This is a genomic window from Microbulbifer mixtoriginis (SeqCode), from assembly GCF_052468275.1.
The window spans coordinates 1,856,621-1,883,402 of record NZ_CP174341.1; the positions used below are offsets into that span (position 1 = coordinate 1,856,621).

The following is a 26,782-nucleotide window of genomic DNA, read 5'->3' on the forward strand; positions in this document are numbered from 1 at the left end:
GTGGGGTTTATTCGCGCGGGCAATCTGCCGGAGCGGGACTTCTTTCAAGACTTTTTGGGTTTGGGCCAGCGCATTTCCGGTCTGTCCGGGATCGCTGTGATGGGAGAACTACGTCATGAGTGATGACGGTGTAAATGTAGGACGGCGCCGTTTTTTAACCGCTGCTACCTCTGTAGTTGGTGGTGCGGGTGCGGTTGGGGTGGCCGTGCCTTTCGTCGCTTCCTGGAAGCCGAGTGCCAAGGCGAAAGCTGCGGGCGCTCCGGTTAAGTACAACATTAGCAAACTTGAGCCGGGTCAGATGGTCACCGTTGAGTGGCGCGGCAAGCCGGTATATGTGGTCCGTCGTACTGACGAGATTTTACAGGACCTGGAAAAGGTGGAGCCGCTATTGCGAGACCCCAATTCCGAAGAGTCTATCCAGCCGGCTTATGTAAACCCGGAAAACCGCTCTATCAAGCCGAAGTTGTTGGTTTTGGTTGGTCTGTGTACTCACCTGGGCTGTGCGCCTATGTACCGTCCCGAAGTCGGTGCCGCCGACCTTGGCGGTGACGAATGGATGGGCGGTTTCTTCTGTCCTTGCCACGGTTCTAAATACGATATGGCTGGCCGTGTATACGCCGGTGTTCCGGCACCTACCAATCTGGAGGTTCCGCCTTATTCCTATGAGAGCGATGCTGTAATCGTGATTGGTGTAGACCAGGAGGGCGCTGCATGAAATGGCTAGCAAATTTCGGTGACTGGGTTGATCAGCGTCTGCCGATCTACCAGGCCTGGGATAAGCATATGGGCAAGTACTATGCGCCCAAAAACTTTAACCTCTGGTACTTCTTCGGCGTATTCTCCCTGCTCGTACTGGTCAACCAGTTGTTGACCGGTATTTGGCTGGTAATGAGTTTTAACCCCTCAGCAGAGGGCGCCTTTGCCTCCGTTGAATACATCATGCGTGATGTGGAGTGGGGCTGGTTGATACGCTATCTCCACTCGACAGGTGCGTCTGCCTTCTTCGTGGTGGTGTATCTGCATATGTTCCGCGGCCTGATGTACGGCTCTTATAAGCCGCCCCGCGAGCTGGTGTGGATCTTCGGTATGTGTATCTATCTGGTGCTAATGGCCGAAGCCTTTATGGGTTACGTACTGCCCTGGGGGCAGATGTCCTACTGGGGTGCCCAGGTGATCGTGTCCCTGTTTGGTGCGATACCCGGCATCGGTGACACCCTGGTGGAGTGGATTCGTGGTGACTACCTGATTTCAGGTATTACTCTGACCCGATTCTTCTCTCTGCACGTCATTGCGTTGCCGTTGGTGCTGGTATTGTTGGTGGTATTGCACATTCTTGCGCTGCACGAAGTGGGCTCTAACAACCCAGACGGTATCGAGATCAAGAAGAACAAAGACGAGAACGGTATTCCCAAAGACGGCGTGCCTTTCCACCCTTACTACTCGGTTCACGACTTGGTGGGTATTGCGGTATTCCTGTTTATCTTCGCCACCGTGGTGTTCTTCTTCCCGGAGATGGGTGGCTTCTTCCTGGAGTACGCTAACTTCGAAGAGGCAAACCCGCTGAAGACACCGCCACATATTGCCCCTGTTTGGTACTTCACACCCTTCTATGCAGTTTTGCGCGCAGTAACTATGGATATTGGCCCTCTACCGGCTAAGTTCCTCGGTACTGTTGCTATGGGTGCTGCTATTGCGGTGCTGTTTGTGCTGCCCTGGTTGGATAAGAGCCCGGTGCGTTCCATCCGCTACAAAGGCTGGTTGCCCAAGGCATTACTGCTGGTGTTCGCTGCGGTATTTATTATCCTCGGTTATCTTGGTGTTAAATCTCCGACCCCTGAACGCAACTTCCTGTCTCAGGTGGCGACTCTGTTCTACTTCGCCTTCTTCCTGACCATGCCGGTCTGGACGAATCCGAAGAGCAAAAAAGGCATTGGTTCCTGGGTTGTAAGCATCGGCTTCGGTGTGCTGTTCCTGTGGATGGCCGTTGCCAATCTCTCTGTGAATACTTTCATGGCTGTGGTAACCCTTCTACTGGCGGGCTTCTTTGCCGCTCTGCCGTGGATTACTAACCGCGATGACGTATATCCGGAGCCTGAGCGTGTAACCAGCCCTTCTGGCGCCAAGACTTTCGGTATCCTGTTTATTGGTATCGTGGTTGTCGGACTGCTGACCCTTATCCCGATTAAGGCGGTAGGTGCCGAGTCCAGTGTTGAGCTGGACCACATCAATATCGACCTACAGGACAAGCCGTCTCTGCAGCGCGGTGCCAAGTACTTCGTCAACTACTGCATGGGTTGTCACAGTGCCAACTACTCCCGCTGGGAGCGCGTTGCCACTGATCTGGATATCCCCAATGAGTTGATGATGCAGAACCTGGTTCTGGGCAACGATAAGATTGGTAACCTGATGGAGATCTCCATGCGTCCGGATGACTCCAAGGTGTGGTTCGGTGCCACACCTCCGGACCTGACGCTGGTGGCCCGCTCCCGCTCACCGGAATGGCTCTACACTTATCTCCGCAGTTTCTACAAGGATGACAGCCGGGCTACCGGTGTGAACAACCTGGTATTCCCCAGTGTCGCTATGCCCCATGTTTTGATGGAGCTGCAGGGTTTGCCGGAATGTGCCCCGGGTCCTAAGCGCGACCACGGCAAGATTGTGCGCGATGAGTTGGGCAACCCCATTATGGATGCCGATTGTGGCAGCCTGAAAGTCGGTAGTGTGAAGGGTTCCATGAATCCCGAAGAGTTCGACCAGGCTATGTATGACTTGGTTAACTTTATGGAGTACATTGCCGAGCCTATGGCTGAAGATCGCAAGCGCATTGGTTTCTACGTGCTGGCGTTTATTTTTGTATTCTTTATCTTCGCCTGGCTGTTGAACCGCGAGTACTGGAAAGACATACACCACTAAGTTTCGCCGGTTTCTCTTTGATGGGTGGTGGAGTTGCTCCGCCACCCTTTTATATTTTGAAAAGGTTGGCGCTCGCCGACCAACTAGTTTGAGGTAGATTGAACATGGGTGTGCCTACCAACAAGCGCTCCTCGATGACCTTCTTTTCCGATGGTCGCAGTCACTACAGCCACCGCGTGCGCATTGTGCTTGCAGAAAAGGGAGTTTCCGTCGACATCATTGATGTTGATCCCGATGATAAACCAGCCGAGCTCGCTGACCTCAACCCCTATAATTCTTTGCCCACCCTGGTAGATCGTGATTTAGTATTGTTCGAAACCAAGGTGATGATGGAATATCTGGACGAACGTTTCCCGCATCCGCCGTTGCTGCCTGTGTATCCGGTTGCCCGTGCACAGAGCCGCCAGATTATGCACCGCATCGAGCGTGACTGGTGCCCGCTGGTAGATAAAATCTTGGCCGGCGGCAAAGATGTAGCTTCTGCGCGTAAAGAGCTGCGCGATAGCTTCGTTGGTATTGCGCCGATGTTTACCGAGTTGCCCTATTTCTTTAATGAAGAGTTCTCTCTGGTGGATTGCTGCATGGCCCCGCTGCTGTGGCGTCTTGAGCAGTTTGAAGTCAGTTTGCCTAAAACCAAGCAGGTTAAGCCGTTACTGGATTATATGGATCGCCTATTTGCTCGCGAAGCCTTCCAGCAGAGCCTGACTGAGTACGAACGGGAAATGCGTTGAGGACACTTTTGTGAGTAAGCCGGCTATGACATCCAATCGCCCTTACATTTTACGGGCGTTCTATGAGTGGATAACCGATAACCGGTGCACTCCCTATATTCTGGTGGATACCCATTTGTCTGGAGTCTTGGTGCCTCAACAGCATGTTAACGACGACGGCCAGATTGTGCTGAATGTCTCGGAAAGTGCTGTGGTTGGCCTGACCATGGATAACTATGCGATCAGATTTAATGCGCGTTTTGGTGGCGTGCCTACCGATATACAAGTCCCGGTAGGGGCGGTTATCGGTATCTATGCCCGTGAAAATGGGCAGGGCATGGTGTTCGAGCCTGAAGAGACCCCGGAACCGCCGGAGCCGACACCGCCTACCAGTTTAGGCAAAAAGTCGGTGAAAAAGCCCTCTTTAAGGGTGGTGAAGTAATCGCATCAGGATTTCGAAGGGGGCGATTTTGCCCCCTTTGTTGTTTTTACTCTAGCTTATTTTCGCTCCTCGCTATTTCTGTGAGTTACTTCTGAGAATACGCGCTTGCTAGTTGCGTAAAATTGCCTGTTATTTTTTAGTTCCTATTCATCACCATGCCGTCGTATTTGCAGTGGCTGCGTTTTAGCTGGATACCTGGGCTACTTCTGGGTTTACCGCTTGTCCAATACTTACCGTGGCTTGATTTGGCCTTTCTGCACAATGCCCAGCTGCCATTTCTCCTGTTGGTAGGGGCGCTTCTACTCAGCTTTTTTTACCACTCCAGCCGGGTTGGTTTGGCTGCATTGCTGCTGATGGCTTTCTATGGGGCGACTCGCCTGGACTGGTTATTGGGGTGGGAGCAGGACCTACCCATTTACCTGGGATTGATAGCTCTCAATCTGATGCTATTTAGTTGTAGCCGCGATCGTAGTATCTGGGGCTATTTGGGGGGTGTCTGGCTATTGGCGCTTCTTGGGCAGGGGATGGGACTCTTTTGGGTGCAGCAGAACTTTGGTCCACTGTTGCAGCAGTTCTCGTTGCCACACTTGCCGGCTTGGTCGTTAGCCTTTGAATCGTTCACCTCCCCACTACCACTTTTGGCCTGTATGGCGGCTTCAATGGGGGCATTCGCTCTATTGATCCTTTACCCAGGACCAACAGCCATGGGGTTGCTAAGTTGCAACCTGCTTATGCTTTATGGGGTTTGGAGTGGTATGCCCTTGGTTCCTCTGATGTCTGTAGCGGGCTTACTTCTTCTAACTTCGTTGCTTGGGAGTAGTTATGAGTTGGCTTTTCGCGATGAACTGACCGGGGTTAAGTCTCGGAGGGCGTTTCGCTATCAAATGCTTACACCGGGGTGGCACTATTGCATTGCGATGATTGATATCGATCATTTTAAAAAGCTGAACGACCGCTTTGGGCATCAGCTTGGAGATCAGGTATTGCGGATGGTGGCTACCCAAATTGCCAGATATGCACCGGGGCAATTATTTCGCTACGGTGGTGAGGAATTTGTGTTGCTGATACCGGGGCGTGACCGGGAAGCGGCAGAGAAACAGCTGGAATTTATGCGGGAGAAAATTGCCTCTTACCCTATGCATCTGCGCTCAGGAAAACGTAGCTCTGGGAATAAATTTTGGCGTTCTGAGAACCGTACGGGCCAGCAAGTCAAGGTAACCGTTAGTATCGGCCTTGCCCAGAAAAGCAGGAGATTGAGAAGGGCTGAGGAGATTCTAAAAGCTGCGGACCAGGCACTTTATAAAGCTAAACGCAGTGGTCGAAATCGCATGAGTATCCACCATTGATATAAATCAACCTGATTTGAAAGTGGCGCTTAATTTCTTATTTGCATTGGTTATTTTCACGCCGACCCCCGATACTGCAAAGCAGGGTATTAAAGGGAGAATAAGCGTGCGGTTACTCAGTCACACTATTGGTATTCTGACCAACCCAGAGAAAGAGTGGAAGGCTATACGGGCGGACAGGCATTCTTTCTTCCAGGTATTCATGACCCATGTGCCATTTCTAGCTTTGATACCTACAGTTGCCGGTTATTTTGGTGTAACTAGGGTAGGGTTTGAAGTAGGCGGGCACTTGGCGAAGCTGACCCCTGAGAGTGCGGCGGTTTTATCAATCGTTACCTATTTTGCTCTTTTGGTTGGTGTTTATTGCCTAGGGGAATTTATCAACTGGATGGCCAGGTCCTATGGGGTCGAGGGGGATGAGCCCACTAGGCACTATGAAGGTACAGCACTCGCCGTTTTTATCACCACACCGATTTTTCTTGCCAGCATTGTCGTGCTTTTCCCACACCCCTGGTTGACCATGGCTGCGGTCGGAATTGCGGGTATGTATTCCATCTATCTGGTGTTTGCAGGCATCCCCATTTTGATGAATATGAATAAAGAGCGGGCCTTCCTTTATGCTTGCGCAGTGTTGACCGTGGCCTTGGTGTTGATGGTCACAGTGCTAATCACCTCCGTTATTTTATGGAGTGTGGGCATAGGCCCAATCTATCAGCACCACGCGCCTTAAGAGTAAATAATTTGCCAGGCTAGTTTTCTTTTAATACTAGGGGCGGCATAGGGCAATCCAGGCTGTCCGCTACCGCTCTGAGCAACTCAATCTCTTCCGCCTTGATAATGCCATTGTGGTTTAGAGTGTAAACCAGCGCTTTTAGCAGTAAGGGCTTTTCTAAAGGCTTCATTTGACTGGCTATAGCGATCGCTTTGTCCAGGTGCTGCAGATCGATATCTTTGCGGCTTGGCAGCGGGGTGACCTCTAGCTGTAAAAACTTTAGCCCCTGCTCGTAGGCGCGTTTTGCCGGTAAGTACTCGCTATTACCCGCATGGGCAATGGCTGCGATCAGGAAGCGAGAGGCATCGTTACCAGCGCCTTTCTTGTTGGAAAGGCGCTGCCGATCGGGACTCTTTTCCAGGGCGTGCATCAATACTCGGTACAGGGCCCACTCCCAGATCTCAATCTTTCCATCGCTGCGCAATAGTTTAATCAGGTTCCTCTTGAATACCTGGTATTGCTGTGGAACCAGTACTTTGAGTGCGGGTACGCAGAGATCTAAAAGCGGCAGGCGCGCATTGTCGGGCAGGGCTTTTAGTTGTGGAGCTAACTTGTGCATTTCTCTTACTACCGCGGGATGGGCGATTTTCTTCAATAGCACCATCTGGGTCTCGCGCTTGCTCTCCCCACTGTGCAGCAGCAGATGATAAATCAGAGCACGAGCGATGAAGGGGTCGTGAGCAGCCTGCAGGATAGCGGAGGGGATAGATTCCAGTAGCTGACGGCCGTATTGCACTTGTTGTGCACTGGGGCAGGCAATACTGTTGTCCACCGCTTCCAGGGCGACCTGGAAGGGGGCTGAGTCGACGAAATGGATAGTTGATCCGGAATTTGTTTCTCTAGTTTGTGTTTGTGCAGTGGAGCTTCGCTCATTGAGGTAGAGGCCATTCCAGCTCGGTTCTAGCCGCGCTATGCGTTTGCTCAGGGGAGGGTGGCTGGCGAACAGGTTGAAAAAAGAGCGCTTTAGGCCGCTGCTAAAAAACATATGACTGAACTCAGCCGCTCTGCCACTACTGAGGTTTGAGCCAGTGCTGTAGCCGCCAATTTTCTTGAGGGCGTTGGCAATACCTGCGTTGTTGCGGGTGAACTGGACCGCAGAGGCGTCTGCAAGATATTCCCGTTGCCGACTCACAGCGGATTTGATTAGGTTGCCGAGTAATGTGCCTGCATAGCCCAACACCATCAGAGCTAGGCCCAAAGCAAACAGGGGTATACGACCGCGGTTATCTCTACTGTTGGGGTAGACGCCGCGCACCAGCCAGTGGCCCAGCAGGCCGATAATCAATATGCCGTTCAGTAGGCCGACGATACGGATATTCAGACGTGTGTCGCCATTGAGGATATGGCTGAACTCATGCGCCACCACGCCCTGCAGCTCGTCTCGGTTGAGATTTTCAATGCAGCCGCGTGTAAGACCGATCACCGCATCGCAAGGCTTGTAGCCGGCGGCGAATGCATTGATGGCTTGATCTTCAATCAGGTACACATCTGGCACCGGGGTACCGGAGGCGATGGCCATCTCCTCTACCACATTCAGGGCGCGCTGTTCGGCAGGGCCCTGAGAGGCGATATTGAGTTTGCGCCCGCCCAGCGACTCAGCTACCACTTTACCGCCGGCGGCCAGCTGCTGCAGTTTGTACAGGCTGCCCAGGGCCACGATAGCCACAATGGTAAGTGCTATGTAGCCCACTGTCTGCCAGCCGAGCAGCTGCTCGATCGCTAGTGGGGAAAAAGCCTGGCCGCGGGAATACGAAACCGCAGCGGCAGCCACCAAGGTGGTCAATCCAACCAGCAGAATTAACGCCAACGTAAAGAGTCCGACTAACAAGCCGCTGTTGCGCCTGGCCTTATCCTGGTACTCGAAGAAGTTCATCGCTTAAAACTCGATTCGTGGTGCTACCTGGATGGCTTCGCTGTCGGCAAACTCCAGTAAGCGGCCGTCGGCGCGGTGACCAAAGAATCCCGCCAGTAGAACGGGGGGAAAGCTCTGTTTGTAAATGTTGTAATTGGTGACTGCGTCGTTAAAGGCTTGGCGGGCAAAGGCAACCTTATTTTCGGTGCTGCTCAGCTCCTCGTTGAGCTGCATCATATTCTGGTTGGCCTTGAGATCTGGATAGGCCTCCATAACAGCATTGAAGCGGCCCAGAGCGCTGTTTAGGGCACTTTCAGCACGGCCGAGGTTGTCGATCGCGTTGGCGTTGGAAGGGCTGGCTGCCGCGGCCTTCAGGTCGCTAATGGCGGTGTTGCGTGCACTGACCACCGCTTCAAGGGTATCCCTCTCATGCTGTAAGTAGCCCCTGGCGGTTTCCACCAGGTTGGGGATCAGATCGTGGCGGCGCTTAAGCTGCACCTCAATCTGAGCGAAGGCATTCTCGTTGCGATTTTTTAGGGATACCAGCCGGTTGAAGATGCCGATCCCGTAGAACAACAGTGCGGCCAAAACAACCAGAACGACGATGCTTGAAATCTCCATAATCCCCTCGCCACTTTTTCTTGTGATTGGCGTCGATAGTAACATGCCCCCGTGGCGATCGAGACGTATTGCCCCGGGGTTCTGGCGGAGCGGGGTATGGCTTCGGCTATAATGCCGCGACATTAAAAACAATTGCCGCCACGACAGGGATGGCGGCGCTGAACTGGGAGCAGACAGAATGAGCGATGTAACCTCAGATCCAGTAGTGATCGTTGGAATGGCACGCACCCCAATGGGTGCTATGCAGGGGAGCCTGTCGGCGTTGAGCGCGCCGCAGCTGGGCGCCGCGGCCATTCGCGCGGCGCTGGAAGACGCCGGCGTGTCTCCTGCCGATGTCGATGAAGTACTGATGGGCTGTGTGCTTCCGGCCGGAGTCGGGCAGGCGCCTGCCCGCCAGGCTTCCCTGGCTGCGGGTATTCCCGAAGGCACGCCTACTACCACAGTTAATAAGGTCTGCGGCTCCGGTATGAAGACCGTGATGATGGCCCGCGACGCACTACTCTTGGGTGAAGGCAAAGTCATCGTTGCCGGCGGTATGGAGAGCATGAGTAATGCCCCATACCTGCTGGCCAAAGCTCGCTCCGGCATGCGCTTGGGACACGGCGAGGTCAAGGATTCAATGTTTCTTGACGGCCTGGAAAACGCGGCAGATGGCAAGTTGATGGGCACCTTTGCCGAGAGTACGGCCGAAAAATACGGTTTTACCCGTGAGGAGCAGGATGCTTTCGCACTGGAATCCCTGGCTCGGGCCCAGGCAGCCATCGAAAGTGGCAGTTTCGCTCGTGAGATCGCCCCAGTGACCATCGCTTCTCGTAAGGGCGAGGTAAAGGTTGATACGGATGAGGCCCCCGGCAATGCCCGCCCAGATAAGATTCCCCAGCTGAAGCCGGCCTTCCGCAAGGATGGTACTGTCACCGCGGCCAACTCCAGCTCTATTTCTGACGGCGCCGCCGCCCTGGTGCTGATGCGCAAGAGTGAAGCGGAGAAGCGCGGTCTCAAAGTGTTGGCAGTGATCAAGGCACAGGCTCAGTTTGCCCGCGAACCCGAGTGGTTCACCATCGCTCCGGTGGGCGCGATGCACAAGCTGCTGGAAAACTCTGGTTGGTCCGTCAGCGATGTAGACCTGTTTGAAATCAATGAGGCCTTTGCTGTGGTGACCATGTCGGCCATGCGCGAGCTGGATCTGCCCTGGGAGAAGGTCAATGTGAATGGTGGCGCCTGCGCATTGGGGCATCCTTTGGGCGCGAGCGGTGCCCGCATCCTGACCACCCTGCTGGCGGCGATGGAAAAGCGCGATGTGAAAAAAGGGGTGGCGAGCCTCTGTATCGGCGGTGGTGAGGCCACAGCAGTAGCGATTGAGCGGGTATAGGTCCCGCGCGATAGTTAGAAATAAAAAACGGAGGCTTTTGCCTCCGTTTTTTTGCGCTTGTTCTTTTTGACCGATATCACCAGGCTCTTATTAAGGCCTAGCTACAGTAGCGCGCAGTGGATGTGTTGTTAGTTGATATATTCCACCGCTTTCACCACTTTCTGAACCCCGCCAATCGAGCGGGTGAGGTCAGCAGCGCGCTCGGCCTCAGCTGGGGTGAGCAGTCCCATCAGGTAAACGACTCCGTTTTCCGTCACGACTTTAATGCGCGCACCATCAATTTCTTTGTGAGCGAGTAAGTTGGTTTTTACTTTGGTGGTCAGCCAGGTATCGCTGGTAGAGGCTAGAAAAGTAACTTTACCGCGAACCTGAGTTTCATTGTAAACCTGGCGAACATTTTGTACTTGGCTGGCAGTGCGCCCGGCGAGTAGGCGCAGTTCCTGATCGGGCACCTGTCCAGTGAGTAGCACGACTCCGTTAAAGGAGGTTACATCGATATTTGAGGTCTTCAGATCCGGATGTGCCTTATTGATATTGACCGTCACTATCGTTTCGATTCTCTCGTCATCGATATAGGTGCCCAGTGAGCGTTTGCCGGGATCTTGTTGAATGGGGCCATCGTGGGTAGCCTCCATAACGGTGCTGCAGCCACCGAGTAATGCGGTTGCGGCAAGGGCAGAGAGAAGGCGTTTTCCCAAGGAAAGTTGGTTTTTTTTCATGGTTCAGTCCTCGTAGCCACCAAAAAGGCTGCTGTCGATTAGATCACACAGGCAAAAAATAGTCAGAAGGTGCACCTGGTGTACCTCTGCTGCGACATCAGAAGGCACTCGCAGTTCAATATCGTGTGTGTCTAGCAGGGCTGCACAATCGCCACCGTCGCCACCGGTCAGCGCTAGTATGCCCATATCCCGATCCCGTGCAGCGCGCATGGCTTGAACGAGATTTGAGTCGCGACCATCACTGCTGATAATTACCAAAAGGTCGCCGGGTTGTCCCAGTGCGCGCACTGGGTGCGCAAAGGTATCGGCGCTGCCGTGATTTTGTGCAACGGTGCCCATGGAGACGCCGTCACTGTTAAGGGCCATGGCGGGCAGGCCTGGGCGCTCGCGCTGGAACCCCCCGGTAAGTTGAGAGCAAAAACTCTGTGCCAGGGCGCCGCTGACCCCATTGCCGCAGAGCAGCACCTTGCTCTCTGCCAGCAGTGTGTGCACCACCATCTCACTGGCTTCCGCAATCAGGGGCGCCAGTATCTCACCGGCGTTCATGGTGGCTTCCAGGCTGTGGTGAAAAAGGGTTACGACTCGCTGTTCCATTGTGTCCTTAATACTGGCGAACTGGGGTTCGCCATACTTGGCAAGGTAAATCTCGGTTTTGCCTCAAGCTTCGAAGGCGTTTTTAATCCACTGAATGTTTTGCGCATCGCCCTCTATAGCAAGGACATCGAAGCGGCAGGGACAGTCCAGTTTGTGTTGTTGCAAATAGCCGTGGGCAGTGGCGAGCAGTTTCTGTTGCTTGCGAATATCTACACTGGCTCCGGCCCCGCCGAAACGGTTGTTGCGGCGGAAGCGCACCTCCACAAACACTACAGTATCGCTTTCACGGGCGATAAGGTCTATCTCTCCGTGGCGACTTCGGTAATTTCGTTCGATCAGGGTGAGTCCGGCACGCTGTAAATAGCGTGCCGCGGCGCCCTCCATGTGGGCGCCGATACTGCCTGCGGAGCCTTTAAAAAGTTTCACTATTATCCGCTTGCAGGCTGGGTTGTCGCGCTGGCATCGGGGGTTCTATGGTTGTAATCGGTACCGGCACACCTTTTTCAATTTGAGCCCACATCTGCTCGCGCACTATGCGCCCGTCGGTGCTTAGGCTCAGTGCGCCGGTGAGGCCGTGTACTTTTTGCTCTGGGAACTGGCGCAACATTGGCAGGCGCGGGTAGAGGCGGAAAGCATCTGCGCCCAGAGCGTAAAGGCGGGCGAATGCTGCCTGCGGGGCTACCTGCTCTTCGATATTCCGTTTGGTTTCACTGTCTTCAAACAGCCAGGGCAGTGCGGTAAAGCGCACGCCATTGATATCTCGATCGCGATTTGAGTTGGCCTGGCCGGCAAAAACATGTGAGGTCGCATAAACCGGCAGGTCTCCAGCATAGAAGTAGGTCAACATGGGGTTGAGCTGTCGTGCCTGCTGCGGCAGGGCGGTAACAAAGATCATGTCGACATCACCGCGCCGGCGCGGGGTGAACTCCAGTGGCGCCGACAGGCGTCCCTGGAGTGCCTTCTTGCGCGCCTTACTGTCGGGGATAAGCAGGACATCGCTGACCAGGTCAGAAAATTTGCTGTTATTAGTGAAGGTTTCATTGATGCTTACGGAGCCGCCGAGTTGCTGCCACTCCTCCACGAACGTTTCGGCACCACGCTGTCCCCAGCTGCTATTGGTGCTCAAAACCATCGCCTGGCGATGTCCCTGGCGATAGGCGTGACGGGCAATCTGGCGAGCTTCATCCTCAACTGCCAGCCCAAATTGGACCAGGTCGCCAGTAAGTCGGCCCTTGTCGCCATAGTTCAGCGCGAGTGTGGGGACGGGTAACTTTTCAGTGGCCAGTAAATTAGCGACCTTACTTTTATCGAGAGGGCCGACAATAAACTGTGCTCCCGCGTCTACAGCATTTTGATAAATCTCCTCGAAAGGTTGCTCGGTACCGGTGTCGTACACCAATACTCGAGGCGTTGCTGCACCAGCTTTTAAGGCGGTGTAGTGGGCGGCCATAAAACCATCGCGAATCGCGCGGCCGGCACTGCCCAGTGAGCCACTGATAGGCAGTAATAAGGCAATATTATCTGCCCGCTGCGCAGCTAGGCGTTCCAGTAGTTGCAGTGCCTCGGGTGGGTGGGAATTGGCACTGTGTGCTGGCCAGCGCTCCCGCCAGCGGCTCAGGGCGGTGAGTTGAGAGCTGATATCGGCCTGGGTATCGCGCCCCAGCAGGGCGAGCTGATACCAGCCGCGCATCTGGGTATCGCTGCTACTGTTGGCGCGCTGCTGAAGTTCGCTGGAGGGCAGCTGGGTTAACAGCTGCCAGAAACCGTTGTTGTTCTCGGTGATGCTTTCATCAGATTGGGCCAGGTAGGAAATCTCGCGGCGCTCAGATATAGCGCTATCCAAGTCTCCCAAAAGCCCCCATAGGTCGGCACGCAGGTTTCGCAACGGCAGGGCGGTATCGTGGGGTAGTTGCCTCCAGACGCTGTCGAGGCGCGTCGAGGTTGCTAGGTCTAAAGCCTCGAAGAAATCGTCATTATCAACCAGTAGATGGCCGTAAACCTGGGCGTAGCTGGCAAACAGAGTGTCGTCGAGCTGCTCGGGAATTATTAGGGTTACTGCGTCTTTGGCCGTCTCTTTGTCGCCCAGCTCGTATAGAATAGCCGCCGCTTGCAGACGCTGTTGGTCCCTAGCGGGTGCCGGCAGGGTATCTGCGCGGCGCAGCAGCCGCAGGGCATCACTGCGGCTGACTTGGTGGTTTGCCGGATAGGAGGGCTGGTAGCCTCCAGGCCGTGAGGCTGGAGTCTGGCAGGCAGCTAAGGCCAGTGTCAGGGCGGCGGCTGCCACGCTGGTGATCACAGTAGAGGTACGCCGGGAAGAGGCGAACATATTCTTCTCCCGCAATATTTATATTTGGAGTGAACAGCTATGGGGCCGGATCAGGCGCTGCTATATATTGTTGCTACGCCCATCGGTAATTTGGCCGATATGGTACCGCGAGCGATTGAAGTTCTACAATGCGCCGATCTGGTTGCGGCAGAGGACACACGTCACAGTCAGAGACTCTTTTCCCATTTCAATATCGATACGCCGCTAATGGCCTATCACGATCATTCCGATGGCAAGCGTACGGGACAGATACTACAGCGCCTGGAGCAAGGGCAAACGGTGGCGCTGATCTCCGATGCCGGTACCCCACTAATCTCCGACCCCGGCTATCGTCTGGTGCGCGAGGCGCGAGAAAAGGGTATTCGCGTGGTGCCAATCCCGGGTGCCTGTGCCTTTGTCGCCGCACTGAGTGCTGCCGGCTTACCCAGTGACCGATTTAGCTTTGAGGGTTTTCTACCCGCTAAATCCGGCCCCCGTGAGCGAGCATTACAGGAGTTGGCATCAGACAGTCGAACTCTGGTTTTCTATGAGGCGCCCCATCGGGTCGCAGATACCTTGCAGGCGATGGCAGAGATTTTTGGCGCTGAGCGCGAAGCGGTCATAGCGCGGGAGGTGAGCAAGGCCTTCGAGACATTCCAGTTGATGCCTTTGGGTGAGTTGGTAAATTGGGTGCGTTCCGACAGTAATCAGCAGCGAGGAGAGATTGTATTGTTGGTGCGTGGTGCTGAGCGTCGCCACGACAACGAGCTGGATGGAGAGGCGCAGCGAGTGATGACTCTGTTGCTGGCCGAGTTACCACCGAAAAAGGCCGCCGCTATTGCTGCGGAGATTACCGGTGTTAAAAAGAAGGCTCTGTATAACTGGAGCCTGGAGCAAAAATAAGGCGCTGTCTTTCGCGGTTCAGGGAAAATGCCTGTTGCATTCCGGCTGTCGCCTCATTACTCTTCGCCGCGAGCTGGCCGGGCAATCGCTGTCGCCTTGTGCGATGGAGGAAAGTCCGGGCTCCATAGGGTGGAACGCCAGGTAACGCCTGGGGGGCGCGAGCCTACGGAAAGTGCAGCAGAGAGTAGACCGCCGATGGCTTCCCTCGATTTTGGTCTGGGGAAGCACAGGTAAGGGTGAAAGGGTGCGGTAAGAGCGCACCGCGCGGCTGGTAACAGTCCGCGGCACGGTAAACCCCGTTCGGAGCAAGACCAAATAGGCCCTCTATAGGTGTGACCCGCACTGAGGGCGGGTAGGTCGCTTGAGGTGCCTGGTGACAGGCATCCCAGATGAATGGTTGTCCTCGACAGAACCCGGCTTACAGGCCAGCTCACACATTTCTAAAGCCCGGCATCCGCCGGGCTTTTTATTTTGTTCCCTCTAGCTTGGCATAGCCTTTGGCGGAGAATGGAACGGATGTACCTCTGTTTTTGATCGTGGCGCGCTTACTGGTGCTGTGGCGGCTAGTTTAATATGGTTGACTATTTTGTAAGTGGGTGCCCACTCCATTTTGTTACTTTGTGACAGTGATTTATATGTCATTACTCCCATCTTTGCTGTAGACCCCGATTTTACTGGGGTTTATGCGGACTTTGCGGTCGATTTCCTTGACTTTGTGTCGACCAGTTTTATAGTGTCGAGAGTGGGTAAAAGTGGAAATTCGTGGAACTTTGTGGTTTATTCGTCGCCGGTAAGTGGGCATTTACACAGTGCGGCGTAAGTTTAAATTTTTCCCGCTATCGGCCCGCTGGATGAAGGGGTCTACCGCGACAATCGCCTAGCAGAGCGAGTGAACTCACAAAGTGTATTTAGGCAGCCATGCAATCAATATGGACGCCAAGGGGCGTCTGGCGATACCGGCGAAGGTCCGCGACCGCTTGCTGGAGGAGTGCGCCGGTAGCCTGGTGATCACAGCTCATACAGAGGAGCGTTGCCTGCTGGTCTATCCGGCGCCGCAGTGGCAGCAAATTTTGCCTAAAGTCGAGGCTCTTCCCAGCTTTAATAAGGTGGCGCGTCGGGCCCAGCGATTACTGATTGGTTATGCCTGTGAGCTGCAGGTTGATGGCAATGGCCGCGTTTTGATCCCTCCCACTCTGCGCGAATATGCGGGGCTGGAGAAAAAGCTGATGCTCGTGGGGCAGGGCAAGAAATTAGAACTTTGGAGCGAGGAGCGATGGATGTCCTGGCTCGATAATAGTGACGACGAGGAGGGAATGCCCGAGGAAATGGCTTCCCTTTCTTTATAAGGAGTACACCGAGTGTCTCAAGAATTGCATCGCAGTGTGTTGTTGCGCGAGGCCGTGGACGCTCTGGTGACTGACACCGAAGGTTTCTATGTGGATGGGACCTTCGGGCGCGGTGGACACAGCGCTGCGATCCTCGAACAACTGGGCCCCAAGGGGCAATTGTTGGCTGTGGATAAAGACCCCCAGGCGATTGACTATGCGCAGCAGCGTTTTGCTGCTGAGCCGCGCTTTTCAATTTGGCACGGCTCCTTTGCCGATATGGATCTCGCTGTTGGCGAGAGGGCGGGAAGTGTTAACGGAATCCTGTTGGACTTAGGGGTTTCATCGCCCCAGTTGGATCAGGCTGAGCGCGGCTTTAGCTTTATGCAGGACGGGCCGCTGGATATGCGTATGGATACTAGCCGGGGTATCAGCGCAGCGCAGTGGGTGAATACCGAGGCCGAGGATGAGATGGTCCGGGTGTTTAAAGAATATGGCGAGGAGCGTTTCGCGCGGCGAATGGCTGCAGCCATCGTTCGTCGCCGCACTGAAAAGCCCTTCGAGCGAACTTTGGATTTGGCTGAGGTAGTGAAGGCAGCCAACCCGGCCTGGGAAAAGGGTAAGCACCCTGCTACTCGAGTCTTCCAGGCTATTCGCATTCATGTGAATGGTGAGCTGAACGACCTGCAGAGTACGTTGGAGAAGTCTCTGCAGTTGCTCGCGCCGGGAGGCCGGTTGGTGATTATCAGCTTCCACTCTCTGGAAGATCGTATGGTTAAGCGCTTTATCCGCGAAAAAGAGCGCGGACCCAAATTGCCCCGCGGACTTCCGGTAATGGATAGCCAAATCGCGAAGCCCCTGCGTTCAGTGGGCAAAGCGGTCAAGGCTAACACCATCGAGGTGGATGAAAACCTGCGCTCACGCAGTGCGGTGATGCGGATTGCCGAAAAGCAGGGTGGGTGCTGATTCTGTGCCTATACGGTCGTTTCTTGGCATTGCTGTGCTCTGGGTGGGTGCAATTGCCTCGGCGTTGGCAGTGGTGTATTCGACTCAGCGCAGCAGAGAATTGACCGCAGAGCTAGGTCGCGCACAAAAGACCCGCGATGAATTGCGTTATGAACAGGAGCGCCTGCTGCTTGAGCGGGGGGCCTGGTCTGCGTATAGCCGTGTGGAGAAAGTGGCCCGGGAAGAATTAAAAATGCGCATGCCGAGCCCTTCAGAGCAGATCTTGGTGCCAGTGGAGTGATTGGCTCGGTCGGAGTGTAGGCGGCTCTTTTAGGCAGTGTACACCGGAATTTGACTTAATAAGCATAAGAAAATTTGTTTATCGATGCGCTGTCGGGGTACCGGTTAAATCGCCCCGCTAAGAGGTTTGCCCTCAGGATGACAATATAACGCCAAATTGGAAAATTATGGGCGCAGTAAAGAAAAAGCAAGTTCAAGCGGGAATCGCTCGCTGGCGCTTTGTGCTGGTAGCGGTTCTGTTGTGCCTGCTCGCCCTGGCACTGGTGTCTCACTTGGCGCGGTTACAGGTGGTTCCTGCAGTGGAACGGGGATATCGCTTCCTGCAGGATCAGGGGCGCGCGCGCACCATCCGTACCGAGGAGATAGCCGCCTATCGGGGTTCCATTGTCGATCGCAATGGAGAGCTGTTAGCGGTCAGCACCCCGGTGCACAGCCTCTGGGCCAATCCCAAATTATTGCGCGAGAGCAGTCCCGAACAAGTAAAGCAACTGGCTAAGACGCTGAGGTTAAAGGCGGATAAGTTGACCGCGCGCCTGGAAAAATACCGCAATAAGGAATTTATGTATCTGCGTCGCCACCTGACCCCAGAGCAGGCGGAGCGGGTCTTGTCTCTCGATTTGCCCGGTGTCTACAGCAAAAAGGAATACCGCCGCTTCTATCCCGCCGGCGAGGTGGTTGCGCAGCTATTGGGCTTTACCAATATCGACGATCGCGGTCAGGAGGGCATTGAGCTTGCTTACGATAACTGGTTGTCCGGAGAGCCAGGTGCGCAGCAGGTGGTTAAGGACCTGAAAGGTCGCACGGTGCAAGAACTGGCTATTCAGAGAGAGGCTCAACCCGGTCAGGAGTTGCGCCTCTCGATTGATATGCGTCTGCAATACCTCGCCTATCGGGAATTAAAAAGTGCTGTGGCAGAAAATGGTGCCGCTTCCGGTTTTATGGTGATTTTGGATATCCACAGTGGCGATGTCCTCGCTATGGCTAACCAGCCCTCTTTTAACCCCAATAACCGCAAGGGAGTTAGGGCGGCGGCCATGCGCAATCGAGCTCTGATTGATCAGTTTGAGCCGGGCTCTACGGTAAAGCCTTTGACGGTATTGGCGGCGCTGGAGACAGGTCGCTACAAGCCCCATACCGAAATAGATACAAGCCCGGGTTATATCCGCGTGCCCGGTAAAACTTTGGTGGATCCGGTCAACTACGGCAAGTTGGATCTAACCAGCATTATCACCAAGTCGAGTCAGGTGGGTATTACAAAAATTGCCCTGGATTTGGAACCAAATACGCTTCGAGAACTCTTTTACCGCCTGGGTTTGGGGGAGGCGGTTGGCAGTGGTTTTCCTGGTGAGACGCCGGGAATCCTACCTAGCCGCAGCCGCTGGCACCCAATCGAGCGGGCTAATTTTGCCTTCGGCTACGGTTTAACCGTGAATGGGGTGCAATTGGCCCAGGCCTACAGCGTGTTGGCTAACGGTGGGCTTAAACGTCCGGTTTCCCTGATTCTATCTGACGATAAGCCCGATTCTGAGGCGCAGCGGGTAGTCGAAGGGCCGCTCGTTAAGGATGTGAGCGCCATGCTGGAGACCGTAATTGGCAGCCGCGGCACTGGCCGTCAAGCCGCTGTAGAGGGTTACCGAGTGGCGGGCAAGACTGGCACTGTTCACAAGGTTGGTAGTGGTGGTTATGCCGATAATCGCTACCGTTCAGTATTTGCGGGATTTATTCCCGCAGACAAACCGCGCCTTGCCGCGGTTGTAGTAATAGACGATCCCAGCCAGGCGAAGTACTACGGCGGTGAAGTGGCAGCGCCGGTATTTGGCGCTGTGATGGCTGGGGCTATGCGCCTGCTGCAAGTACCGCCAGAGCTCAAAGAGCCGGCGGAACGGCAGCTGGCCGCGCAGTTAACCGGAAGGGGTTCAAAGTCGTGACTCAGCGCGAACAATCATTTATCTCCCTGCAGGAATTGGTGCCCGGATACGCGAGCATACCGGATGTACCTGTTAGTGGTGTAGCTCTGGATAGCCGCAAGGTGAAAGCTGGCGATGCTTTTATGGCGTTGCGCGGCTCTGTCGTGGATGGGCGGGAATATATTGATGCCGCAATAGAAGCTGGCGCTGCCGTAGTGTTGGCAGATGGGGACAAACTGGAATGTAAAACCCACAAGGATATCCTTGTGGTTACCGTACCCGGGCTTGCTAAGCGGGTGGGGGAAATAGCCGCGCGCTTCCACGATAATCCCAGCGGAAAAATGCATTTGGTGGGAGTGACCGGCACCAATGGTAAAACTACCTGCGCTTATCTCACCTCCCAGTTATTGGCTCGGCATTTTGGCAGCGCTGCCCTGATCGGTACCATTGGCAATGGCATATGGAATCACGGGGTGATTGAGCTGCATGAGACGGGTCTTACAACTCCTGATCCTGTGCGGCTACAGGAGGACTTTGCCGATTTTTGCCGACGCGGAGTAGGTGCTGCGGCGATGGAAGTTTCCTCCCATGCCCTGTCTCAGGGCCGAGTACATGGTCTTATTTTTGATACTGCAATTTTTACCAATCTTTCCCGCGACCACCTGGATTATCACGGCAATATGGCAGCCTACGGGGCTGCCAAAGAGAAATTATTTGGCCTGCCAAAATTAAAGCGCGGCATTATAAATCTGGATGACCCTTTCGGCGCTCAACTGGCGGAGCGTTGCAGATTGCGCGGGCTGCGTGTATTGACCTATGGCCTGCAGGCGGGCGACCTGCATGTGACAGATTTACGCCGTCATGAAAAAGGCTTTTCTGTCCAGCTCAGCTCTCCCTGGGGGAGTGGTGAACTCAATGCATCGCTAATTGGCGACTTCAATATTTATAACGCACTTGCCGTTATCGCTGCTGCTGCTTCGGCGGGCATGCCGTTCGAGGAAATTCTCACGGTTTTTCCCTCTATTCAGGGGGTACCCGGTCGTATGGAGCGAGTTCAAGTCGAAGGTGTCTATGAAGTGGGTGTGTTGGTCGATTACGCCCATACTCCAGATGCGTTACGAGCGGCGTTGGCCGCTGCACGCCCTTATTGCCGTGGGAAATTGTGGTGTGTATTTGGCTGTGGTGGTGATCGTGATACTGGCAAGCGCGCTTCAATGGGGCGTATAGCTTCGGAAATGGCCGATCGGGCCATTGTTACCAGCGACAATCCCCGCAGTGAAGAGCCGCAAAAAATTATCGACGATATCCTCGAAGGTGCTGCCAGTAATATTGAAGTAGAAATTGATCGGGCCAAGGCTATTGGCCAGGCAGTGGCTGCGGCACAGCCGGGAGATATAGTGCTGATCGCTGGTAAGGGCCATGAGAATTACCAGATTATCGGCAGCGAAAAAATTCATTTTTGCGATCGCGAGCAGGCAGCTTCTGCGTTGCTTCGGCGTATGGGTAAGCCCCTCAAGGTTGAAGGGATGAAGGGGGAAGCCCAGTGATTGGGTCGTTATCTCTTAAGCAACTGCAAGAACGCTTCGGTGGTGAGTTGATCAATGGCTCGGTCGAATTTTCTGAGGTGTGCACAGATACTCGTAAATTAAACCCCCAAGCACTGTTTGTTGCACTGGTTGGTGACAATTTCGATGCTCATGATTTTGTCGGAGAGCTTGATGGTCAGGCACTTGGCTTAGTTGTTGATCGGGAGGTTCGGGGTTGCGGCCTGCCTCAGTGGCGGGTGAAAGATACTACCGTAGCACTCGGACAAATTGGTCTGCTGTGTCGTGAGAAATTCTCTGGTCCAGTAATTGCGATTACTGGTTCCTGTGGCAAGACCACGGTTAAGGAAATGCTATCGGCGATTTTTTCCCAACGCCACACACCTTGTGTGACTGCAGGCAACCTAAACAACCAGTACGGTCTGCCGATAACCCTTTTCGGTCTCAGCGAAGAGCACGATGTACTGATTTTGGAGATGGGGGCGAATGGCCCTGACGATATTGCTTATCTGTGTAGTATCGGCAAGCCACAAGTGAGTGCCGTCAATAATGTTATGCCCGCTCATGTTGAAGGGTTTGGTTCTATTGACGCCATCGCCAAAGCCAAAGGTCAAATTTATACAGGGTTGGATGTCGGTGGAACCGCAATTATCAATGCCAATGATAATTACGCAGACTATTGGCGCGGGCGAATGCCCGAAGGTGTGCGCACTTTAGAGGTGGGGCTTGCCAGCCAATGTGAAATCTTTGCGGAAAATATTGTCCTGAATAATAGTGGCTGTGCCGGATTTGACCTAGTGATTGAAGGGCTTAGCTACCCGTTGCAGCTTCAGCTACTTGGAGAGCACAACGTGCATAACGCTCTAGTAGCGGCAGCCTGTGCTTTTGCCGCGGGGATATCGGCAAAAGAAATTGTTCAGGGGCTATCAAGCCTGAGAGGTGTCAGCGGCCGCTTGCAGGAGCAGCGCGGTATTTGTGGAGCCACAGTTATCGACGATAGCTATAACGCGAATCCGGGCTCTGTAGGTGCGGCTATTGAGCTATTAGCACAACGACCAGGGAAACGAATCCTGGTGCTTGGGGACATGGCGGAGTTGGGGCCGGATGCTGAGGATATGCATCGCGATGTGGGTGATCTGGCGCGAGAGCGTGGGCTTGATGCGCTGTTTACTTTGGGACCATTAGGCACTGCTGCCAGCTTGGCATTTAGCCATGGGGACAATAAGCCCCTGCAGAATTATCGGGAGCGGGAGCCGTTGATCGCGGCTCTGACCCATGAATTAGATAACAACACCACTGTTTTGGTGAAGGGTTCTCGTAGTGCCCGTATGGAACTGGTCGCTCAGGCCCTGCTTGGCAACAGCAGAGGGGAGTCGTAATGCTGCTTTGGCTGGCGGAATTATTACAACAACATGTGAGCACCTTTTCGGTGTTCAATTATTTAACTGTCCGCGCAATTCTTGCGGCCCTTACCGCACTGGGGATTTCCCTGATTGTTGGGCCACGCATGATCAACTGGCTGAACCATTTACAAGTGGGGCAGGCGATTCGCGACGATGGCCCTGAAACACATTTGAGTAAATCCGGTACGCCCACTATGGGCGGCACCCTGATTCTCGCCTCGATCTTTGCTTCGGCGCTGCTATGGTCGGATCTTGGTAATCGCTATGTGTGGGTCACATTACTGGTGACCTTTGTCTTCGGCGCGGTAGGTTTTGTCGATGACTATAAAAAAGTTGTACACAAGAACCCCCGTGGCCTCATCGCACGCTGGAAATATTTTTGGCAATCCATTGCCGGTTTAGGGGCGGCCATATATTTATTTATGAGTGCGACCAGCCCGGCGGAAACCCAGTTCTTTGTGCCTTTCTTTAAAGACGTCGCTATTAACCTTGGGCCGGTCACCTTTATTCTGCTGACCTATTTTGTAGTGGTGGGTTCCAGTAATGCGGTTAATCTGACCGATGGTCTTGATGGCCTGGCAATTATGCCTACGGTGATGGTAGGCGGGGCACTGGGAATTATTGCTTATTTATCTGGACATGCGGAATTTGCCGATTATCTACATATTCCTGCGATTGCTGGTGCAGGGGAACTCGCCGTATTTTGTGCCGCTCTGTGCGGTGCAGGCTTAGGGTTCCTATGGTTTAACACCTATCCGGCGCAGGTGTTTATGGGGGATGTGGGTGCCCTGGCCCTGGGTGCGGCCCTGGGCATCATTGCGGTGATCACTCGCCACGAGATTGTGCTGTTTATTATGGGAGGCGTGTTTGTGATGGAAACCGTTTCAGTCATCCTGCAGGTTGCGTCCTTCAAGTTGACGGGTAAGCGTATTTTCCGCATGGCCCCGTTGCACCACCATTTTGAATTGAAAGGTTGGCCCGAGCCGAGGGTAATCGTGCGCTTCTGGATTATCACGGTAATTCTGGTTCTGGCTGGACTGGCAACACTGAAACTCCGATAAAAATACAATGAGCCTGATCGCGACTTCTTCGCAGCATAAAGTGGTAATTGGACTGGGCGCTACCGGGCAATCGGTGGTGCGCTATCTGCTGCGTCATGGTCATACCCCGGTGGTGGTGGATAGCCGTGATAACCCTCCAGGGCTTGCGGCTTTTCAAGGGGAATTTCCCCAGGTCGCGGTGGAAACCGGCCCACTACGTGCAGACACTTTACTTGCGGCCAGTTTAATTATTGTCAGCCCTGGTGTGCCCTTAGCGGAGCCGGTTTTGCAAAAGGCCGTTGCCGAGGGTATTCCGGTTGTTGGTGATATTGAATTATTTGCCCAGGCTTTACTGCGCAAGCAGTCCAAAGCGAAGTTGGCCGCGATTACTGGTTCTAACGGCAAAAGCACGGTCACGACACTAATTGGCAGAATGGCTAAAGCCGCCAATATTTCTGTGCGGGTGGGTGGCAATATTGGCGTACCGGTGCTCGATTTATTGGATGACCCCTTACCGGAGTTGTTTGTACTGGAGCTTTCCAGTTTCCAATTGGAGACAACTTATTCCCTCACTCCAACAGTAGCGACTGTTTTGAATATGAGTGCGGACCATATGGACCGCTATCCCAGTATGTTGGAGTATCACCGGGCGAAGCAACGGATTTATCGCGGTGCAGAAGTATTTGTGGTTAATCGCGAAGACCCCCTGAGCCAGGGACCTCTGTCGCGCGAGCGGCGTGAGTGGACTTTCGGCCTTGATCGACCGGACTTAAAACAGTTTGGTGTGTGCTTATCTGGGGAGCGTGAGTGGTTGGCTCAAGGAAGTGAGAAGTTATTGCCGGTCGATGAGCTGGCGATGGTGGGCAAGCATAATATTGCCAATGCTCTGGCTGCATTGGCCATGGGTACTGTAGTGGGATTGCCCATGGCGGCAATGCTGTCGGTTCTGCGTAGTTTTCCTGGCTTGGCACATCGCTGTGAGCGCGTGGCGGATTTACATGGCGTAACTTATGTCAACGACTCTAAGGGCACTAATGTAGGTGCAACTCAGGCCGCGCTGGATGGATTGGCGACCTCAACCCGTAAAATAGTTTTAATCGCAGGTGGAGATGGTAAAGGTGCAGACTTTTCCGAATTGAAGAAAAGCGCAGGCGCCTTGCGTGCAGTGGTTTCAATCGGTGTTGATGGCGACAAAATTGCCAGCGTGTTTGCCGGTCAGTGCAGCACACTCAGCGCTGATTCTATGGCGGATGCTGTGAGTAAGGCCCGAACTTTGGCGCATAGCGGAGACTACGTGTTGCTCTCCCCGGCGTGTGCCAGCTTTGATATGTATCGCAATTTTGAAGCGCGTGGTGAAGACTTTCGCAATATTGTAGCGGCGCTGTGTGAGTGCTCACAGGAGGGGCAATGAGTGAATTGCTCTCCCTAAATACCAGGCGTGATTTTCTCGATGCTCTTTTACCTTTTAGCGTTTTGGCGCTGGTGAGCATCGGCGTTGTGATGGTGGCTTCAGCGTCGATCGCTTTTGCTACAGATATTTATGCAGACCCTTGGTATTTCCTGAAGCGTCACTTGGTATTCTTGTTAATTGGGGCAATTGCGGCGTTATTGGTAAGCCAGATCCCATTGGCTATTTGGTCGCGCCTATCTTGGCCACTGTTACTGTTTTCCTGTCTGCTTTTAATCGTGGTATTGGTGCCAGGTATTGGTCGAGAGGTAAATGGTAGTCGACGCTGGTTGGTGTTTGCGGGAATTACTATCCAACCTGCAGAAGTGGCGAAGTTTTGCATGCTGGTATTTTTTGCCAGTTTTCTAACCCGGCGCAGCAAGCAATTACACCACTGGAGCAGCTTTATGGTACCGGTGGTTATTCTCACGATGGTTGCTTTTTTACTGTTATTGCAACCGGACTTCGGCTCTGTGGTAGTACTTTCCGGCACAGTGCTGGCGATGGTGTTTTTGGGTGGTGCACGCTTACCCCACACGTTTTTACTCGTGGCGGCAGCGGCTTGCGGTTTGGCCTTGATGGCTCTGATGAGCCCCTATCGTTTGCAGCGCCTGCTAACGTTTCTAGACCCCTGGGGAGACCAGTTTGCCAGTGGCTATCAGTTGACCCAATCGCTTATCGCTTTTGGTCGTGGTGAATGGTTTGGTGTGGGGCTGGGTAATAGCGTGCAAAAACTGTTTTATCTGCCCGAGGCCCATACCGACTTTATTTTTGCCATCCTCGCCGAGGAGTGGGGAATGTTTGGCGGCTTGGTTGTTGTTGGGCTTTTTGTGCTCCTGACCTGTTCGCTATTGCGTTTGGTCCGTGAAGCCCTGGCACAACAAAAATTTTTTGCGGCTTTACTGGCATTTGGCATGGCAATACAGATTGCTGGCCAGGCTTTTGTGAATATGGGAGTGGCTTCAGGGTTGTTACCGACTAAGGGGCTAACCCTGCCGTTTGTCAGTTCCGGTGGTAGTAGTTTGATTATTTGCTGTGCCCTATTGGGGTTGGCTTTGAGGATTCGCACTGAATTGCGAGGGCAATTTGGGCAAGCCGGGGATAGTGAGGAAAGTCCTGGTTTGTTTGGGAAGTTGCCAATTTTTGCCCGGCGCCGCACCAGTGCTGGCGTTGGTAGTGGGGAGGTAGTCTGATGTCCCATGAAGAAAAAATTTTCGCCAATAAGAAGTTTTTACTGATGGCCGGAGGTACCGGTGGCCATGTATTTCCAGCACTGGCAGTGGCAAAAGCCTTGCAGGAGCGCGGTGCCAGTGTTGAGTGGCTGGGTACACAGCGCGGTATCGAAGCGCGTTTAATTCCCGAGGCGAATATTCCACTGCACTGTATTCGTGTGGAGGGCGTGCGTGGCAAAGGCAAATTGGCCTTGTTCAAGGCACCTCTGCAGATTTTTCGCGCGGTGGTCCAGGCCCGTGCCGTGGTAAGGGCGGTAGCACCAGATGCGGTGCTCGGGTTCGGTGGCTTTGCCACCGGTCCCGGTGGTGTAGCAGCACGACTCAGTGGAATTCCGCTGATTATTCACGAGCAGAATGCGGTTGCCGGTACCACTAACCGCCTACTTGCTCGAATCGCGAGTAGGGTATTGGAGGCTTTCCCCAGTGGTTTGCCTGGTGCTAAGCAGGTCGGCAATCCGGTGCGCACTGAGATTGCGAGTTTGCCTGAGCCGCAACAGCGTATCGGAAATGAGGCACCACTGCGCCTGCTGGTGCTCGGTGGCAGTCTCGGCGCTGTGGCAATTAATGAGCTGGTGCCAAAAGCTGTGGCTCTTTTGCCGTTATCCCTACGGCCGAAAGTGGTTCATCAGGCGGGTGAACGTCATACAGCGTTGGCCCAAGAGGCTTATAAAGCTGAGGGAGTAGAGGCAGAGGTTGTACCTTTTATTGCGAATATGGCCGATGCCTATAGCGTTGCAGATTTGATCATTTGTCGCTCCGGGGCGCTGACTGTGTCGGAAATCGCTGTCGCTGGTGTGGGCGCAATTATGGTGCCTTTTCCCTTTGCGATTGATGATCATCAGACACGCAATGGCGAGTGGTTACAGAATGCCGGTGGTGCTGTGGTAATTCAGCAGAGCGCCATGGATGCACAGAGTCTGTCAGAATTATTGCAGAAGCTTCTCTCGGACCCTCAAGCGTTGCTTGCGATGGCGAAAGCTGCGCGCAGTGTGGCAAAAATTGATGCAACCGAGCAGGTAGTAGGTGCCTGCGCTGAACAGCTGGCTCTTGTCAGATAGCAAATAAAAAATGAGTGGATCAAGGTTAGAAAGTA

24 protein-coding genes and 1 other RNA gene are annotated in these 26,782 nt (G+C 54.0%); 19 read left to right on the forward strand and 6 right to left on the reverse strand.

What is annotated here, in order from left to right:
• The first annotated feature begins 115 nt into the window (after window positions 1–115).
• From petA to ACJJIC_RS08115, 6 genes are all read left to right on the forward strand, one after another.
• The gene (gene petA, locus ACJJIC_RS08090; RefSeq protein ID WP_444884041.1) at window positions 116–715 is read left to right on the forward strand and encodes a ubiquinol-cytochrome c reductase iron-sulfur subunit; all 600 of its coding nucleotides are present in this window, start codon (window positions 116–118) and stop codon (window positions 713–715) included.
• Entirely contained in the window at window positions 712–2,913 is a 2,202-nt protein-coding gene (locus tag ACJJIC_RS08095; RefSeq protein WP_444884042.1) for a ubiquinol-cytochrome c reductase, read from the forward strand. The genes petA and ACJJIC_RS08095 overlap by 4 nt, the downstream gene beginning before the upstream one ends.
• A gap of 104 nt (window positions 2,914–3,017) precedes the next feature.
• A complete protein-coding gene (locus ACJJIC_RS08100) occupies window positions 3,018–3,644 on the forward strand; it encodes a glutathione S-transferase N-terminal domain-containing protein (RefSeq protein ID WP_252082981.1) in 627 nt (208 codons plus the stop codon).
• A 25-nt stretch (window positions 3,645–3,669) separates the two neighbouring features.
• Complete coding sequence (locus tag ACJJIC_RS08105) at window positions 3,670–4,065, forward strand: ClpXP protease specificity-enhancing factor (RefSeq protein WP_252086012.1); 396 nt, start codon at window positions 3,670–3,672, stop codon at window positions 4,063–4,065.
• A gap of 245 nt (window positions 4,066–4,310) precedes the next feature.
• The gene (locus tag ACJJIC_RS08110) at window positions 4,311–5,411 is read left to right on the forward strand and encodes a GGDEF domain-containing protein (RefSeq protein ID WP_444886956.1); all 1,101 of its coding nucleotides are present in this window, start codon (window positions 4,311–4,313) and stop codon (window positions 5,409–5,411) included.
• A 106-nt stretch (window positions 5,412–5,517) separates the two neighbouring features.
• Window positions 5,518–6,141: a Yip1 family protein gene (locus ACJJIC_RS08115; RefSeq protein ID WP_252082979.1), complete on the forward strand. Its 624-nt coding sequence runs from the start codon at window positions 5,518–5,520 to the stop codon at window positions 6,139–6,141.
• A gap of 19 nt (window positions 6,142–6,160) precedes the next feature.
• On the opposite strand, the gene ACJJIC_RS08120 is transcribed toward ACJJIC_RS08115, so the two are convergent.
• Window positions 6,161–8,056: a M48 family metallopeptidase gene (locus ACJJIC_RS08120; protein WP_445356740.1), complete on the reverse strand. Its 1,896-nt coding sequence runs from the start codon at window positions 8,054–8,056 to the stop codon at window positions 6,161–6,163.
• Window positions 8,057–8,059: 3 nt separating this feature from the next.
• Window positions 8,060–8,656, reverse strand: coding sequence for a LemA family protein (locus ACJJIC_RS08125; protein WP_445356741.1), 597 nt, complete (start codon window positions 8,654–8,656; stop codon window positions 8,060–8,062).
• Window positions 8,657–8,834: 178 nt separating this feature from the next.
• Here ACJJIC_RS08125 and ACJJIC_RS08130 point away from each other — a divergent pair, with 178 nt between their 5' ends.
• Entirely contained in the window at window positions 8,835–10,025 is a 1,191-nt protein-coding gene (locus ACJJIC_RS08130; RefSeq protein ID WP_444886954.1) for a thiolase family protein, read from the forward strand.
• A gap of 128 nt (window positions 10,026–10,153) precedes the next feature.
• Here the strand turns inward: ACJJIC_RS08130 and ACJJIC_RS08135 are convergent, their stop codons facing one another.
• The 4 genes from ACJJIC_RS08135 to ACJJIC_RS08150 form a co-directional block, all read right to left on the reverse strand.
• A complete protein-coding gene (locus ACJJIC_RS08135; protein WP_252082975.1) occupies window positions 10,154–10,744 on the reverse strand; it encodes a BON domain-containing protein in 591 nt (196 codons plus the stop codon).
• 3 nt (window positions 10,745–10,747) lie between these two features.
• The gene (locus ACJJIC_RS08140) at window positions 10,748–11,338 is read right to left on the reverse strand and encodes an SIS domain-containing protein (protein WP_226645585.1); all 591 of its coding nucleotides are present in this window, start codon (window positions 11,336–11,338) and stop codon (window positions 10,748–10,750) included.
• A gap of 63 nt (window positions 11,339–11,401) precedes the next feature.
• Window positions 11,402–11,764 carry a YraN family protein gene (locus tag ACJJIC_RS08145; RefSeq protein ID WP_252082974.1) on the reverse strand — a complete coding sequence of 121 codons (363 nt, stop codon included), beginning with the start codon at window positions 11,762–11,764 and terminating at the stop codon, window positions 11,402–11,404.
• Window positions 11,751–13,664 (reverse strand): penicillin-binding protein activator, encoded by a 1,914-nt coding sequence (locus ACJJIC_RS08150; RefSeq protein WP_444886953.1) that lies wholly within the window; start codon window positions 13,662–13,664, stop codon window positions 11,751–11,753. Before ACJJIC_RS08150 ends, ACJJIC_RS08145 begins: the two co-directional genes overlap by 14 nt.
• Window positions 13,665–13,703: 39 nt before the next feature.
• Here ACJJIC_RS08150 and rsmI point away from each other — a divergent pair, with 39 nt between their 5' ends.
• The 12 genes from rsmI (at window position 13,704) to murG (ending at window position 26,747) form a co-directional block, all read left to right on the forward strand.
• Entirely contained in the window at window positions 13,704–14,546 is an 843-nt protein-coding gene (rsmI, locus tag ACJJIC_RS08155; protein ID WP_444900066.1) for a 16S rRNA (cytidine(1402)-2'-O)-methyltransferase, read from the forward strand.
• Window positions 14,547–14,615: 69 nt separating this feature from the next.
• An RNA gene (gene rnpB / locus ACJJIC_RS08160) (RNase P RNA component class A) lies at window positions 14,616–14,983 on the forward strand.
• A 465-nt stretch (window positions 14,984–15,448) separates the two neighbouring features.
• Complete coding sequence (gene mraZ, locus ACJJIC_RS08165; protein WP_252082971.1) at window positions 15,449–15,892, forward strand: division/cell wall cluster transcriptional repressor MraZ; 444 nt, start codon at window positions 15,449–15,451, stop codon at window positions 15,890–15,892.
• Window positions 15,893–15,904: 12 nt separating this feature from the next.
• Entirely contained in the window at window positions 15,905–16,837 is a 933-nt protein-coding gene (rsmH, locus tag ACJJIC_RS08170; RefSeq protein WP_444902946.1) for a 16S rRNA (cytosine(1402)-N(4))-methyltransferase RsmH, read from the forward strand.
• A 4-nt stretch (window positions 16,838–16,841) separates the two neighbouring features.
• A complete protein-coding gene (ftsL, locus tag ACJJIC_RS08175) occupies window positions 16,842–17,117 on the forward strand; it encodes a cell division protein FtsL (RefSeq protein ID WP_252082969.1) in 276 nt (91 codons plus the stop codon).
• Between the two features lie 166 nt (window positions 17,118–17,283).
• Entirely contained in the window at window positions 17,284–19,044 is a 1,761-nt protein-coding gene (locus tag ACJJIC_RS08180; RefSeq protein ID WP_445356742.1) for a peptidoglycan D,D-transpeptidase FtsI family protein, read from the forward strand.
• Entirely contained in the window at window positions 19,041–20,570 is a 1,530-nt protein-coding gene (locus ACJJIC_RS08185; RefSeq protein ID WP_444886948.1) for a UDP-N-acetylmuramoyl-L-alanyl-D-glutamate--2,6-diaminopimelate ligase, read from the forward strand. The genes ACJJIC_RS08180 and ACJJIC_RS08185 overlap by 4 nt, the downstream gene beginning before the upstream one ends.
• Window positions 20,567–21,946 carry a UDP-N-acetylmuramoyl-tripeptide--D-alanyl-D-alanine ligase gene (locus ACJJIC_RS08190; RefSeq protein WP_445356743.1) on the forward strand — a complete coding sequence of 460 codons (1,380 nt, stop codon included), beginning with the start codon at window positions 20,567–20,569 and terminating at the stop codon, window positions 21,944–21,946. The genes ACJJIC_RS08185 and ACJJIC_RS08190 overlap by 4 nt, the downstream gene beginning before the upstream one ends.
• Window positions 21,946–23,031: a phospho-N-acetylmuramoyl-pentapeptide-transferase gene (mraY, locus tag ACJJIC_RS08195; protein WP_252082965.1), complete on the forward strand. Its 1,086-nt coding sequence runs from the start codon at window positions 21,946–21,948 to the stop codon at window positions 23,029–23,031. The genes ACJJIC_RS08190 and mraY overlap by 1 nt, the downstream gene beginning before the upstream one ends.
• Before the next feature lie 7 nt (window positions 23,032–23,038).
• A complete protein-coding gene (gene murD, locus ACJJIC_RS08200) occupies window positions 23,039–24,421 on the forward strand; it encodes a UDP-N-acetylmuramoyl-L-alanine--D-glutamate ligase (protein WP_445356744.1) in 1,383 nt (460 codons plus the stop codon).
• The gene (gene ftsW / locus ACJJIC_RS08205; protein ID WP_444886945.1) at window positions 24,418–25,650 is read left to right on the forward strand and encodes a putative lipid II flippase FtsW; all 1,233 of its coding nucleotides are present in this window, start codon (window positions 24,418–24,420) and stop codon (window positions 25,648–25,650) included. Before murD ends, ftsW begins: the two co-directional genes overlap by 4 nt.
• Window positions 25,650–26,747 (forward strand): undecaprenyldiphospho-muramoylpentapeptide beta-N-acetylglucosaminyltransferase, encoded by a 1,098-nt coding sequence (gene murG, locus ACJJIC_RS08210; RefSeq protein ID WP_445356745.1) that lies wholly within the window; start codon window positions 25,650–25,652, stop codon window positions 26,745–26,747. The genes ftsW and murG overlap by 1 nt, the downstream gene beginning before the upstream one ends.
• Window positions 26,748–26,782 lie beyond the last annotated feature (35 nt).

Bases quoted from the DNA above. Each gene is read 5' to 3' on its own strand.
- murD (WP_445356744.1), top strand. From the start codon at position 23,039: ATGAGCCTGATCGCGACTTCTTCGCAGCATAAAGTGGTAATTGGACTG.
- mraY (WP_252082965.1), top strand. From the start codon at position 21,946: ATGCTGCTTTGGCTGGCGGAATTATTACAACAACATGTGAGCACCTTT.
- murG (WP_445356745.1), top strand. From the start codon at position 25,650: ATGTCCCATGAAGAAAAAATTTTCGCCAATAAGAAGTTTTTACTGATG.
- ACJJIC_RS08105 (WP_252086012.1), top strand. From the start codon at position 3,670: ATGACATCCAATCGCCCTTACATTTTACGGGCGTTCTATGAGTGGATA.
- ACJJIC_RS08140 (WP_226645585.1), bottom strand. From the start codon at position 11,338: ATGGAACAGCGAGTCGTAACCCTTTTTCACCACAGCCTGGAAGCCACC.
- ACJJIC_RS08150 (WP_444886953.1), bottom strand. From the start codon at position 13,664: ATGTTCGCCTCTTCCCGGCGTACCTCTACTGTGATCACCAGCGTGGCA.
- ACJJIC_RS08120 (WP_445356740.1), bottom strand. From the start codon at position 8,056: ATGAACTTCTTCGAGTACCAGGATAAGGCCAGGCGCAACAGCGGCTTG.
- ACJJIC_RS08125 (WP_445356741.1), bottom strand. From the start codon at position 8,656: ATGGAGATTTCAAGCATCGTCGTTCTGGTTGTTTTGGCCGCACTGTTG.
- ACJJIC_RS08180 (WP_445356742.1), top strand. From the start codon at position 17,284: ATGGGCGCAGTAAAGAAAAAGCAAGTTCAAGCGGGAATCGCTCGCTGG.
- petA (WP_444884041.1), top strand. From the start codon at position 116: ATGAGTGATGACGGTGTAAATGTAGGACGGCGCCGTTTTTTAACCGCT.
- rsmI (WP_444900066.1), top strand. From the start codon at position 13,704: ATGGGGCCGGATCAGGCGCTGCTATATATTGTTGCTACGCCCATCGGT.
- ACJJIC_RS08130 (WP_444886954.1), top strand. From the start codon at position 8,835: ATGAGCGATGTAACCTCAGATCCAGTAGTGATCGTTGGAATGGCACGC.
- ftsW (WP_444886945.1), top strand. From the start codon at position 24,418: ATGAGTGAATTGCTCTCCCTAAATACCAGGCGTGATTTTCTCGATGCT.
- ACJJIC_RS08095 (WP_444884042.1), top strand. From the start codon at position 712: ATGAAATGGCTAGCAAATTTCGGTGACTGGGTTGATCAGCGTCTGCCG.
- ACJJIC_RS08135 (WP_252082975.1), bottom strand. From the start codon at position 10,744: ATGAAAAAAAACCAACTTTCCTTGGGAAAACGCCTTCTCTCTGCCCTT.
- ACJJIC_RS08100 (WP_252082981.1), top strand. From the start codon at position 3,018: ATGGGTGTGCCTACCAACAAGCGCTCCTCGATGACCTTCTTTTCCGAT.